Here is a 12,838-nt window from a genome sequence, read left to right as displayed (position 1 = left end):
CTACTTCACCGACTTTCGAATGAACATATCAATTACTGTATTCCCATACTTTCTACGCAATTTTGATATGTAACTCTTATCCATGGCGTTAAAAGCGATCAGCTTCCCTGATAGCGTACCGGTAGCATATTCCTGCAACGATTTTTCATTTAAATCTAGATTCTTATTGTTAGCTAACACTTGGAAATAATTTTCAAATTTATCCCTATTAGTAAGATAAAAATAGAGCAGTGATTCTACTTCCTTTTTATCTGTACTCGGTATCGTAACTATGCCGTTCGGTAATATATTAAACCCTAATATTTTAAAGTCATGCCCTTTTTTATTAAATTTTGTTTTTAACTTATTTAATTTTATGTCGTTATTTACATAAGTAGCCAGATGATTATTTATAGTGTTTTCAATATCATGAGCAAAGTCAACATCGCTCCCTGATATTATAATGTCATCAGAGTATCTAGTATAGGTTAGATTATTTTCTTCACAATTCTTTAAAAGAGCATTATCGAAATCAAAAAGACATATATTACTAAGTAATGGTGAGGTTGAAAAACCTGCTGGGATATGGTTATCAATAACAGTTAACTCTTCTATTCTGCCTACATAGCAATCAATATCTGAAATAAGAACATTTGATAGTTGTTTACTCAAGCATGACTTAACATTATCTGAGTGAATGTTGCCATAAAAATTTGAAAGATCAGTTTGAAAGAAAAAATCATTTTTAGCGTGCTTCTCAACCGCATCTCGAATACTTACACCTTTTCGGTATGAATAAACAACATCTAAGTTGTAATCAGCAAACTCTAGAATAGTTTTGTTTATAAAGCGGTGAATTTGTTTAAGTTTCGGGGAGGGGGCATAGATAGTTCGCTTGGATTTCACTATTTTGTGAAACTCACTTTTAACATCCAGCTTTAAAAATTCTGCGAACGACATTTTTTCATGAAAAGTCGAAATGAAGATTTCTTCCAAGCTGCGTTTAACCCCGTCATTTTTCAACTCGTAATATCCTCACGCACCAGTACCGATAAAACATTAAACGACAAAATAGCATTTTACCAATTAGCTTTAAAGCACTTGGCAAGCATTCAAACCATTTAATAATTTTAATGTACAGCAAAAAATTGCTAGATGTGACAAACGGTATTAACTTCAAAGTAGAACGGATTGGTTACATTCTTACGTCAAATGTCCGTTTTCACGGTATACATTTGACGTAAGGGTAACATGGCTCATAGCCTGTAGGGACCTTGCATAATGACTGGAGATGCTCCTAGTCGCACGGTATGCTTAAAACTTACAGGAGATCGGTCAAAAATTCAAGCCCAATACTTCAATTCACACAAATAAAGGCGTGACAAGTTGACCGGTTAAGGCGCTGCAAGCTCGTTGATGTTCGCTTCATCCCGAGGGGCTTTATCTACAAATGTTACAAACTCAGAGAGAATTAGTTATGTCGTACCTTAATTGTCAACTAGAAACTCAGGTGTGACGTTAATAATTGATGTCAACAACGAGCACTGCGTGGCCCATGGATCAGGGCGTTATTGTCGTGGTTGGGCTCTGGTGTTGGTAACAAAAACAACCTAGAACACTTGCGGTTGCAGGTGTTCTAGGTTTGATTCGAGCACCCTAAGGTAATTTGCCCCAATCGCTGTGCTCGAACGGTAATGGCAGACAACGTGGTAATTCCGACAATCAGACAACTTCACATTTTGAATTCAACGCATTTTCGAGATTAATTAACTGCGAATGATCCGTTTTCCAAACGTCAAGCTCATACGGTTCACCACGTTGGTCCAGATTCAAAGTGATTATCACTTCAATACCATCATCATCAAAAAATGAACACTGGGAGGCTGCTTTTCCAAAAGTTCTGTCATCGTTCTGTGACGCGAACTCCAAACTCCCCATGCCTCCGTCGTCCAGAACTTTAACAAGAATTTCAGCTTGGCTATGGAAATTTTCAGCCTTCAACCCTGCGACGATTAAGAGCGATGTCGTGATTGTTCGCTCGCATTCAGTTAATGATCTAATCATTTTATTTACTCTTTAGGAGGCGTTATCCGGCCTATGTTGATTGATCCATCTTCATGTTTGTAGGCGTTGAAATCAACCTTGACGCCACCGACGTCAGCGGACATTTTATTTAAGCCGGGGGTTAATTTGTCACCTGCTTCATTGACTGCTCCGGTGACTGCTTCAGCCACATTTTCCCTCACCAGCCCTGCTTTATCAGTATGCCTAAAAGCATGTGAGACTTGGTTTGCATTGTTGCCAATGGTTACTGACGCTTTTATACCAGCAGCTGCCGCGTCTCCGACGACAGGAATAACTCCGACAGCTGCTGCTGCTATATTAGCCATTGTGGGATTACTAACGGCCTCAGCAGCAGCTTTAATATCACCAACGACAGGCATCACGTCAACCAATGTACTTACGCCTGCCGCCTGTTGCGCAGGAGTTAAGGTTTGCATTCCAGTCGGGCCACTCCCAGTGTCCATAGGGGTCAATGGGAATGGTATAGCCGTCCTACCATCAGGATCTGTGTACTTATATGGATTATTATTTGCGTAGGCATACCGATTAAACATCATCGGATTAGAAGCTTTAAATCCAGCCGGATCATTTGAGTAGAACCGCCCGATCACTGGATCATAGTATCGTGCCTGCATATAAGTTAAGCCGATATCTTTATCTTCCATGTGACCCGTATATCCCGACTTATCTTTATACTCCGCATTTGGTGAGATTTTGGCAATCAATTGTTTACCAAGGTAAATATAATGGGTTGCGCCTTCTGGACTACTAATATGAACCAACAGTCCTTGCAGGTTATACATATTGTATATCTGGTCGTTGCTAACAAACTTTTTGGTTCTCCGACCAAGACCATCATAGAGATATCAGACATCATCCGATGTTTTCCGTTGTTGTGCACAGTTACAGGTTAGGGCACTTTTTATATGACAAATGTCATCCTGCTTTGCTGACAACACAGGCTATTCCCGGCGTCCGGGCTCGGTTAAGCTGTGACCTGTAGCGCAATTCCAGATTCAGCGCGGAGGCAATAATGACAGTGCAGTTAGACGGCAAGTGGAGCTGGGTTTATCTGGTGAATCTGGTGTTTTATCTGTTGCCGCTGTTTTATCTGCCGCTGGCGCTGTGGCAAATCGCCGTGGCGGTGATGGTGTTAGTGGCTTTTGTCTGGTGTTATTTCTGGGCCTACCGGGTGCCGACGGCGCGCATGCAGTGGCCGGTGTTGTGTATGCTGGTGCTGGCGGTTGGTGTGACGCCGCTTAATCCCGGCAGTATTTCGTTATTTGCCTATATCGGTTTTTTCCTCGGCTTCGCCTGGCCGTTACGTCAGGCCGTTGCTGCCGTGAGTGCTGTGCTGTTGATTATGGTGGCACTGAATAGCTGGCTGGGTTTTAAGGGGCCGTATTTCCTGCTTTACGGTGGTTTATTGCTGGTGGCGGTTGCAAGTTTTGGTCTGTTAGAGCGGCAGCGGCAAATTCGGTTACGCCAGCAACAACGCAGTCAGGAAGAAATTGCCCAGTTGGCACAAATGGTTGAGCGCGAGCGTATTGCGCGGGATTTACACGACATTATGGGTCACAGCTTATCGAGCATTGTGCTCAAGGCGGATCTGGCCAAAGCCTTGCTGAAAGCCGGCAACAGCGAAGAGGCTGCTTTGCATTTGACTGAATTGGCCCAGGTGGCGCGCGATTCGTTGTCGCAGGTCCGTCAGACAGTTTCAGGCTATAAGCACAAAGGGCTGCTGGCCGAAGTCAGCACTCTGGCGCAGCGCCTGCGCGAACACGGTTTTGCCGTGACACTGGAAGGTGAAGTACCGAAGCTGGCGGCGCGCGAAGAATCGGCCTTGATCCTGGTGCTGACCGAACTGGTCACCAACATTTTACGCCACAGCAAAGGTGACAGCTGCCGCATTAGTTTTCGTGAACAGGATCAGGGTGTTTTGATGGAAGTGGCCGACAACGGTGAAGTGAAAAACTTCGGCTTTGGCAACGGTCTGACCGGGGTCACTGAACGGCTGCACGCGCTGCAGGCCAAACTGGATTATCAATTGGATGCCGGCTGTCAGTTAAAAATCTGGCTGCCAAACGCCAACAGCCGCTAAAGGAACTGAACATGCGAATTTTACTGGCTGAAGATCAGGCCATGGTGCGCGGGGCTCTGGCTTCGTTGTTAAAACTGTCCAGCAATCACCAACTGGTGGAAGCGGCCGACGGCGACAGTGCGCTGAAGTTACTCAAAGCTGAACACTTTGACGTGTTACTGACCGACATTGAAATGCCGGGCCGCAGCGGACTAGAGCTGGCCGCCTGGCTGCAGCAACAACAGAGTAAAACCAAGGTGATCGTCATTACCACTTTTGGCCGCAGCGGTTATGTCCGTCGCGCTTTGGATTGCGGCGTCAGCGGGTTTTTGCTCAAAGACGCGCCGGTCGACGATTTACTGGCGGCCATCGATAAAGTGCTGGCCGGTAAACGCGTGATCGACAGTGAACTGGCGCTGTTAGCCCTGGGTGAACAGGACCCGCTCAGCGACAAAGAACGCCGTGCGCTGCGGCTGGCCGGAGAAGGCAAATCTACCGCCGAAATTGCCGGTTTGCTGTTTATTGCTGAAGGCACAGTGCGCAATTATTTGTCCGAAGCGATGGCCAAACTGAACGCAGTGAACCGGGTGGAAGCCGCCCGTATCGCTCAGCAAAAAGGCTGGCTCTGAGTAGTCAAATGGCATGCTCCGTGTTAACTTAAAGTTAATTTAACGCAGGGAGTAAGCTATGTTGATTTCTTCATTGGCAGCCGTCTGGCTGAATAACGCGCTGGCTGGCGCACCACATCAGTCCGCCGCACAGCTGCAGCAATTACAACAACTGAGCAGCGACAACGCCCGTATCGTTCGTTTTGCCAGCCCGGAACAAGCCCGGATGGCGGCGATCAGCCTGCATGACGCGCTGCTTGGTGGCCGCTGGCAGGACAGCAGCCTGGTGCTGCAACTGGACGCCGCGGCGGAGGCCAGATTAGCACCTTATGCCGAATCGATTAGCCCTGCTTATATCTGGCAACAGCAGCAGGCGGCCATAGCGCCGCAACCGCTGACAGAGAACGCCCAGAGCATTCCGGGTTACGCTTGTTATCCAACAGTGGAAGAAACCTACAGCCAGGCTGAACAGTTGGTACGCGATTATCCCGGCTACGCCAGCTGGCACAAAATCGGCAGCGGCTGGGCGAAAACTAAAAACGGCACTGGTTATGATCTGTATGTGCTGAAAATCACCAACCGCAACGCTGGCGCGGTCAACAGAGCGAAATTACTGGTCAACAGCGCTATACATGCCAGGGAATATGCCACCGCCGGCCTGACGCTGGAATTTGCCAAAGACTTGCTGAGTAAAGCCGGCAAAGATGCTGATGTCGACTGGATGCTGCAGCAAAACGAAGTGCATCTGGTGCTGCAAACCAACCCGGAAGGGCGGAAAATCGCCGAAACCGGTGTGTCCTGGCGCAAGAACATCAATGACAGCGCCTGTAACAGCGGCACCTTTGGCGTGGACCTGAACCGCAATTTCAGTTTTGGCTGGTTCGCTATCCCGAACGGCAGCAGTGGCAACAGCTGTGATTTGACCTACCGCGGCGTCAGTGCCGGTTCTGAGCCTGAAGTGCAGGCGCTGGAGCAATATGCCCGCAGTCTGTACCCGGATAAACGTGGACCGGCCCGTACCGACGCAGCACCCGACAATACTGCCGGTATCCATATCGACGTGCATAGTTTCAGTGAACTGGTGTTGTGGCCCTGGGGCGATACCACTACCCCTGCGCCCAATGACACCGCATTAAAAGCTTTGGGGCACAAGCTCGCCTGGTTTAATAACTATGTACCGACCCAGTCGATTGGTTTATATCCGACCGACGGCACCAGCGATGGCGTCAGCTATGGTGAGCTTGGTGTGGCCGCTATTACTTTTGAAATTGGTACGGCGTTTTTTGAGTCTTGCGCCAATTATCAGGCCAATGTGCTGCCCGACAATCTGCGCGCGCTGTATTACGCGCTGCGTGTCAATACAGCGCCTTATTTGTTACCGGCCGGGCCTGATGTCAGTCAGCTCAGTCTCAATACCACAGCAAACCAGATCCCGCGCAACCTGCCCCTGCAGCTCAAAGCACTGGTCAGCGACAGTCAGAGCAGCGGATATAACGGCGGCGTGGCGAGTCAGGTTATCCAGAGTGTCGAACTGACGCTGGACCAGTGGCCGGATCTGGCCGGCAGCAGTATCAGCATCAATGCCACCGACGGCAAGTTTGATTCTGCCAATGAAACGATCAGCCACACGTTAGATGTCTCCGGGCTCAGTGAAGGCCGTCACACGCTGTACCTGCGCGCCAAAGACAGTGCCGGCAACAATGGCCCGGTGTATGCCCGTTATATCGAGGTCACCGCGCCGGCGGTGGTGGTCACTCGGCCGTTGCCGGATTTCAGCGTCGAATGTGAGTTCCTGCGCTGCCAGTTCCGCAATACCACACTCATCGATGCCAGTGTGCCTGTGGAATTCAGCTGGATCTTCGCTGCAGGGGTGACCAGCACGGCGAAAGACCCAGTGTACACCTACAGTGCGGCTGGTACTTATCAGCCCACTTTGCAGGTGACTGTGGCCGGTCAAATCGAACAGCGTAGCAAAACTCTGCAGGTATTTGCTGAGCCGCAGTTACAGCTCAGCAGCAATTGCCAGAACCTGAGTTGTACCCTGACTGCCAGTGCCAGCAGCGCCAATGGTGCAGTGGGGACTGTGCAGTGGACAGTAAATAATCAGACGCTCAGTGGCCAAAGTGTCAACGTGACTTTTGCCGCGGCCGGCACTTATCAGGCGCTGGCGGAAGTCAGCGACAGCGCCGGGCAAAAAGTGCAGAAGACACTGAGTGTGACCGTCACAGCGCCGGTGACGCCGGCCGAACCTGCGGCGCCATCGTCGTCCGGTGGCAGTGTTGGTTTTGTGAGTTTGCTGTTGTTGTGCTTTTTGCGGCGGCGGCTGATTTAACAGAGTGTTAGGGCAGCCTGTGTGGGGCTGCCCTGTTCTCGTTAGTTCAGGGCACCAGTTGCAGCTGCAGCGCCCGCTGTTGCTGCTCCAGTAACTGCTGGAATTTGTCGGCCGGGATCGGCGGGCTGCACAAATAACCCTGATAGCGGTCGCAACGCTGCAACTTGAGGAATTCCAGCTGTTGCGCCGTTTCAACGCCTTCGGCCAGCACTTTAAAGCCCAGGGTATGGGCGATGCCGATAATCGCGGTGGCGATCGCCATATCATCCTGACTGTGTGGGATGTCATCGATAAATTTTTTGTCGATTTTCAGCACATCTAACGGGAAACGTTTCAGGTAAGCCAAAGACGAATAGCCGGTGCCAAAATCGTCGATGGCCAACCGGATGCCGAGCCGGCGTAAATCATCCAGCACCTGTACCACAACCTCCTGATTTTCCATCAGCGCACTTTCGGTTAGTTCCAGTTCCAGACAATGCGGCGGAAAACCGGTGTCGTTCAGCACCTGGGTCACCTGCTTACGCATGTCATAACGTTTAAACTGTGCCGGTGACACATTGACCGCCAGCGTCAGGCGGGGCAGACCGGCTTCCAGCCACTGTTGGCCCTGCCGGCAAGTTTCAGTCAGTACAAATTCACCGATATCGTTGATGAGACCACATGCTTCGGCGATCGGAATAAAACGCATTGGTGAGATCATGCCCTGTTCAGGATCAAACCAACGTACTAAGGCTTCAGCGCCAATGATACGACCGCTGAAAATATCAATTTGCGGCTGGTAATACACCCGTAAGTGATTGGCTTTAATCGCTTTACGCAGTTGGGCCTCAATGGTCAGCCGATCGCGGGCTGCCTGAGTGTAAGCATCTGAGTAAAAAGTAAAAGTATTGCGACCGGCCGCCTTGGCTTTATACAAAGCCGCGTCAGCACCTTGCAGCAGCGCCGTGGTGTTATCGCCGTGATCCGGGAACAGCGCGATCCCAATGCTGGCACCCAGCGACACTTCAACATGATCGCTCAGGCTCCAGGGTTGCCCCATATGGTGCAAAAGCTTGTTGGCGACAACAGCGGCGTCGCCGGTCTCCGGCAGCGCCGTCAGCAGAATGGCAAATTCGTCGCCGCCAAGCCGTGCCACCACATCGGTGTCCCGCACTTTTTGTTTTAGCCGGCTGGCGACCTGCAGCAATAACTCATCGCCATATTGGTGACCATAGGAGTCATTGACATCTTTAAAGTGGTCCAGATCCAGTACCAGCACTGCGGCGTGCAGGTGATCCCGCCGCGCGGTTTTGATTGCCTGTTCAGCAATTTGCAAAAACAGTTGCCGGTTTGGCAGATGGGTCAGCTCGTCGTGTTCACTGAGGAACATCATTTCCGCTTCAGTGGCGCGGATCTCGGATAAATCAGTAAACACAGCGGCATAATGGCTGATTTGCCGGGCTTCGTTAAATACCGCACTGATGCTCAGTTGTACCGGCAGCACAGTGCCATTTTTGTGTTTATTGATGACTTCGCCTTGCCAGTAATTTTGTTCGGTCAGCTGTTGCCACATCTGCTGATAAAATTCATCGCTGTGTTGGCCGGAGCGCAGTATCGAAGGTGTTTGACCCAGCAATTCAGCTTCACTGTAGCCAAACAGACTCACCAACGCCGGATTGACTGAAATAATGACTTTTTCGGTGTCGGTGATCAGAATGCCTTCGCGGCTGCTGTTAAACACCGCGTCTGCCAGTCGCAGGTTGGCTTCCTGTTGTTTGCGAACCGACAGGTCGATGTCCATACAGAAAATTTGCGACGGCCGCCCCGGCAACTGCACGACGGCATGACCGGAGAACACATGGACGGGTTCGCCGCCTTTGCGCTGCAATATCAGCTCGCCGGCCGGGAGCGGCACGCCGCTGTCGGCCATCTGTTGCACAGCAGCCTGCACATCGGTGTGCATCGGTGGCGGAATAATCAAATCCAGCAGGCTTTTGCCGACGGCTTCTTCTTTGCTGTAGCCGTATAGCACTTCACTGGCTTTGTTCCAGTAAAAGGTGGTGCCGTCGGCTTCGTAGCCCTGCACCGAAATTTCCGGCGTGTTATCCAGTAAGGTGCGAAAACGCAGCTCGCTTTCCATCCAATGCTGCTCGGCCTGTTTCTGCATCGTGATATCTTCGAGTTCAAGCAGAACATGGCTGATTTGGTTGTTGCGATCGACAATGCCATACACCGAACTCTCCAGCCATTGCTGCACTGCAGGTTGTGTTGTCAGTATTCTTTGGTCCTGCCGGCTGACTTTATGCTGGCCACTTTTTAATTGCACGAACACAGTATCCAGCCATTCCTGCTGCTCGACAGGTAACACATCTTTGAGCTGCGGCAGCTCGTCGAGCTGGCTGGCCGGGATTTGGCTGAGCTGGACAAAACGCTGATTAAAATACTGCACATCGCCTTGAATGCCACAGATCAGCACACCCACCGGACTTTGTTCAATGGCCTTGGAAAACAGTTCCAGCCGGCCTTTTGCATCACTGCGTTCGACTAAAAATGCTGCCAGACTGGCGGTAAACTGGATGAGATCGCGCTCTTCCGGCGTCGGGTCACGCTTTTCCGCCAGATAGATGGCAAAAGTACCGAGCAATTGGCGATCGGTGTCGAAAAACGGTGTCGACCAGCAGGCCTGCAGCCAGTCATAAGGGGCAATCAGCTCCTGAAAATTCAGCCACAGCATATCGTTGTGGACATCCGACACATAAACCGGTTGCCCGGTAGCTGCTGCGGTACCACAGGAACCATTGCCATAACGGATGGGTAATTTGTCGACTCTTTCATTGTAATCGGCTGGCAGGCTGGGCCCGGCGGCAACCCGCATCACCTGATTTTGCAGATCGGCCAGTAAAATGGATCCACGCAGATGAGGCAGTTGCTGCTCAATAAACTTCACCAGTTCAGTCAGCAGATCAGGTAACGCCGCATCGTCGAGCAGCCGGTGCATCAGGTAACTTTGCGCCTGCTGTTTCATCTGTTGATGCTTACGTTCACGGATGTTTTGCCAGCAAATCACCAGCACTGTACCGTCCTGCGATTTTGGCACCGGAATGGCCCGATATGCGGTCGGCAGGGTTTCGCCATGCAGATTGATAAACAAATCGGCCTCGCCGCTGATTTGTTGCGGCTGTTCCAGCGCTTTGTGGATCTCCCGCCAAAGCGCCAGTGCTGCTTTTTGTTTGCTGACCAGCGTCTGCACCGGCAATCCGATCAACTGACTGGGAGTGGCGTAGCCCAGTTGCTGCTGTGCGGCCTGATTGACGAAGGTGATCTCGGCTTGCTGATTAACGCCGATAATGGCGTCACCGGTTGAATCCAACAACAGTTGCACTTGCGCCATACTGGCCTGCAGCGCAAGCAGCGCCTGCTTGCGGGCATGAATATCTTCAATCACCGAGACAAAATAACACTGGGAGCTGTCGCTGCTGCGATGGTAAGACACCGACAAATGTGCCCAGACAAACTGACCGTCCCGGCGGCGGTAGCGTTTCTCCATCTCAAAGCTGTCACGTTCGCCGCGGATCAGTTCATTACACATTTGTAAGTCGTCAGCCAGATCGTCCGGATGCGTCAAATCCTGAAAGGTACTGCCAGCCAAGTCGGCGGGTTCGTACTGCAACATATGTGCAAAGCACTGATTAATTTGAATAAAATGCCCTGACAGCGCGACGTGGGCAATACCGACAGCAGCTTCATCGAAGGTACTGGCCAGTTTTTGCTGCATCAGCCGGGCGAAGCGGCTTTTGGCGCGCAGCATGGTGTAAAGCAGCAGAGGAAACAGCACGGCACAGCTGCCGAGCAACAAGGTAAGCGTCTGGTGTAAGGTTGCATGCTGACTGGCAGATAACCAGGCGGCAGTAGATTCAGGTTGTTGTGTCAGCCACCACAGCAAGGTGATGACGGCATATATGACGAGCAGAGGCGGCAGCATGGGCTCGGCGCGGCGCAAAAAGGGTTCAGTGTGCGGTGCAGTCAACGGCATCTGTCATCTTCCCTGTTGTATTCACCCGCACGGCCTGAGCAGTGGTTGGTACCTTGTCCGGCGTCCAATCCAGCGCGATTGAACCGGGTGTTACATGTATCGATTAAGCATAGACGAAGCGAATAGAAGGGCAAATCGGGACAACACCGGCGGGCGGCGCTGTCCCGCCTGGATCAAAACGAATAAACCAGCGTCAGTGAAGTCTGGGTGTCGGTGTTCTTTTTACCGACCGGTACTTCAGAGTCATGCTGCACCGTAAAAGCCGCTTTCATTTGCATGCTGCCGTTAATACGGGCACTGACCGAAGTTTCTGACTGAGTTCTTTTATTGTCTGAGCTGGCTTCGAGGCTCAGTAACTGGCGAAACGTCGCGCTGTCGGAAATCACCCAGTCCAGGCTGCCGGCGGTGCGGACCAAAGCGCCTTTTTCCGTGACATCTCCGGCAGTTTTGCCGGTGTAATAACCTGGACCGATTTCGGCGTCAATGCTGATGCCATCGCCCTGATACAAACGGTCGCCGTAACCGGCGGAGATCAGGCTGTAGCGGGTGTAAGCACCAAAGTCATCTTCAGTGTGTGAGCCAAAAATGAACAGCTTGGCGTGGTCAGTGTCGAGTTTATAACCGGCTTTACCGGAAGCAAAATAGCGTTCGGCAGATTTTTCGCTGTAGCGATTGCCGTTGGCGTCAGTTTTTTCATCTTCTTTAAAAAATGCACTGAGCACATATTCATTGCTCCACTTTACCATCTCCTGTTTGGCGTCAATTTTGCCGGTCACAGAAGTACCTTTGGTATTGCCTGAGGTGGTAATAGCACCGAGTTCCGCCGAAGTTGCCCAGCCGAGTTTGGTGTCGTCCGCAGCCTGAGCAGACAAAGAGCTGGCAGCGAGTGCAACCAGCAGCATTGGATATTTCATACATCATCCTTGTGAGGTTTCATGTGTAAAGACATTTGTGGAAACGGAATTTCGATACCAGCGGCATCAAACTGCAATTTAACCTGTTCCAGCGTATCCCAGTACACCGCCCAATAATCGGCGGCTTCGACCCAGGGCCGCAGTACCAATTGCACTGACGAATCGGCCAGAGCGCCCACGGCAATCACCGGTGCCGGCTCTTTCAGCACGCGGCTGTCGGCCTGCAGAATGTCGTGCAGAATTTGTTTGGCTTTTCGTAAATCTGAGTCGTAGCTGATGCCAATCGTCAAATCGATACGGCGGCGTTTTTCTGCCGAATAATTGATGATGGCGCCGCCGGTAATTTGTGAATTTGGCACGATGATTTTTTTATTATCACCGGTTTTAAAAATGGTCTGGAAGATATCAATCCGCTCCACCACGCCGCTGATGCCGGCGACCTCAACCAAATCACCTGATTTAAACGGCCGGAACACGATAATCAACACGCCGGAGGCAAAATTGGATAATGAGCCCTGTAACGCCAACGCCACCGCTAAACCGGCGGCGCCGAGAATAGCCAGGAACGACGCGGTCTGGATGCCCAGGTGCGATAGCGCGATGAGCGCAAAAGCAATCAGCACGGCGGCATAGACGATGCTTGACAGGAAAGACACCACAGCGCGGTCGACATGGCGCAATAACAAGGCTTTGCCAATCAACCTCGATACACCCAGCGCAACCCAGCGGCCGATGTAAAAAATGATGATGGCAACCACCAGTTTCAGACAAAAACTGACGATTAAATCCTGATTTTTCTGTAAAAAAGTGAGACTTTGTTCGATGACCTGTACTTCAGGTTGCATGGGA

At 50.9% G+C, this 12,838-nt stretch carries 9 protein-coding genes; 3 read left to right on the top strand and 6 right to left on the bottom strand.

Annotation, left to right across the window (positions count from 1 at the left end; all coding sequences use genetic code 11):
* From ABNT34_RS10355 to ABNT34_RS10345, 3 genes are all read right to left on the bottom strand, one after another.
* Positions 1-1,002 (bottom strand): reverse transcriptase family protein, encoded by a 1,002-nt coding sequence (locus ABNT34_RS10355; protein ID WP_348731311.1) that lies wholly within the window; start codon positions 1,000-1,002, stop codon positions 1-3.
* Between the two features lie 699 nt (positions 1,003-1,701).
* Positions 1,702-2,043, bottom strand: coding sequence for a hypothetical protein (locus tag ABNT34_RS10350; protein ID WP_348731309.1), 342 nt, complete (start codon positions 2,041-2,043; stop codon positions 1,702-1,704).
* A 5-nt stretch (positions 2,044-2,048) separates the two neighbouring features.
* Positions 2,049-2,846 (bottom strand): RHS repeat-associated core domain-containing protein, encoded by a 798-nt coding sequence (locus ABNT34_RS10345; RefSeq protein ID WP_348731307.1) that lies wholly within the window; start codon positions 2,844-2,846, stop codon positions 2,049-2,051.
* A 230-nt stretch (positions 2,847-3,076) separates the two neighbouring features.
* On the opposite strand from ABNT34_RS10345, the gene ABNT34_RS10340 reads away from it, so the two are divergent.
* The 3 genes from ABNT34_RS10340 to ABNT34_RS10330 are packed head-to-tail and all read left to right on the top strand — an operon-like array spanning position 3,077 to position 7,063.
* Positions 3,077-4,144, top strand: coding sequence for a histidine kinase (locus tag ABNT34_RS10340; RefSeq protein WP_348731305.1), 1,068 nt, complete (start codon positions 3,077-3,079; stop codon positions 4,142-4,144).
* Positions 4,145-4,155: 11 nt separating this feature from the next.
* Positions 4,156-4,752, top strand: coding sequence for a response regulator transcription factor (locus ABNT34_RS10335; protein WP_348731303.1), 597 nt, complete (start codon positions 4,156-4,158; stop codon positions 4,750-4,752).
* A gap of 58 nt (positions 4,753-4,810) precedes the next feature.
* Positions 4,811-7,063, top strand: a complete 2,253-nt coding sequence (locus tag ABNT34_RS10330; RefSeq protein ID WP_348731301.1) for a M14 family zinc carboxypeptidase — start codon at positions 4,811-4,813, stop codon at positions 7,061-7,063.
* 46 nt (positions 7,064-7,109) lie between these two features.
* Here ABNT34_RS10330 and ABNT34_RS10325 read toward each other — a convergent pair whose 3' ends face one another.
* The 3 genes from ABNT34_RS10325 to ABNT34_RS10315 all read right to left on the bottom strand — a co-directional run bounded on the left by ABNT34_RS10325 (position 7,110) and on the right by ABNT34_RS10315 (position 12,834).
* The gene (locus ABNT34_RS10325; protein ID WP_348731299.1) at positions 7,110-11,075 is read right to left on the bottom strand and encodes a PAS domain S-box protein; all 3,966 of its coding nucleotides are present in this window, start codon (positions 11,073-11,075) and stop codon (positions 7,110-7,112) included.
* 173 nt (positions 11,076-11,248) lie between these two features.
* Complete coding sequence (locus tag ABNT34_RS10320) at positions 11,249-11,989, bottom strand: DUF481 domain-containing protein (protein WP_348731297.1); 741 nt, start codon at positions 11,987-11,989, stop codon at positions 11,249-11,251.
* The gene (locus tag ABNT34_RS10315; protein WP_348731295.1) at positions 11,986-12,834 is read right to left on the bottom strand and encodes a mechanosensitive ion channel domain-containing protein; all 849 of its coding nucleotides are present in this window, start codon (positions 12,832-12,834) and stop codon (positions 11,986-11,988) included. Before ABNT34_RS10315 ends, ABNT34_RS10320 begins: the two co-directional genes overlap by 4 nt.
* Between the last annotated feature and the right edge of the window lie 4 nt (positions 12,835-12,838).

It is taken from the genome of Rheinheimera texasensis (assembly GCF_964031785.1).
Taxonomy (GTDB): Bacteria; Pseudomonadota; Gammaproteobacteria; order Enterobacterales; family Alteromonadaceae; genus Pararheinheimera; species Pararheinheimera texasensis_A.
The sequence above is the reverse complement of the archived record's forward strand: the minus strand, read 5'-3'. Positions and strand labels throughout refer to the sequence as shown.

What these genes read in the sequence shown, in the direction of transcription:
- ABNT34_RS10345 (WP_348731307.1), bottom strand. Translation starts at nt 2,846, where the DNA reads ATGTATAACCTGCAAGGACTGTTGGTTCATATTAGTAGTCCAGAAGGC.
- ABNT34_RS10330 (WP_348731301.1), top strand. Translation starts at nt 4,811, where the DNA reads ATGTTGATTTCTTCATTGGCAGCCGTCTGGCTGAATAACGCGCTGGCT.
- ABNT34_RS10340 (WP_348731305.1), top strand. Translation starts at nt 3,077, where the DNA reads ATGACAGTGCAGTTAGACGGCAAGTGGAGCTGGGTTTATCTGGTGAAT.
- ABNT34_RS10315 (WP_348731295.1), bottom strand. Translation starts at nt 12,834, where the DNA reads ATGCAACCTGAAGTACAGGTCATCGAACAAAGTCTCACTTTTTTACAG.
- ABNT34_RS10325 (WP_348731299.1), bottom strand. Translation starts at nt 11,075, where the DNA reads ATGCCGTTGACTGCACCGCACACTGAACCCTTTTTGCGCCGCGCCGAG.
- ABNT34_RS10320 (WP_348731297.1), bottom strand. Translation starts at nt 11,989, where the DNA reads ATGAAATATCCAATGCTGCTGGTTGCACTCGCTGCCAGCTCTTTGTCT.
- ABNT34_RS10335 (WP_348731303.1), top strand. Translation starts at nt 4,156, where the DNA reads ATGCGAATTTTACTGGCTGAAGATCAGGCCATGGTGCGCGGGGCTCTG.
- ABNT34_RS10350 (WP_348731309.1), bottom strand. Translation starts at nt 2,043, where the DNA reads ATGATTAGATCATTAACTGAATGCGAGCGAACAATCACGACATCGCTC.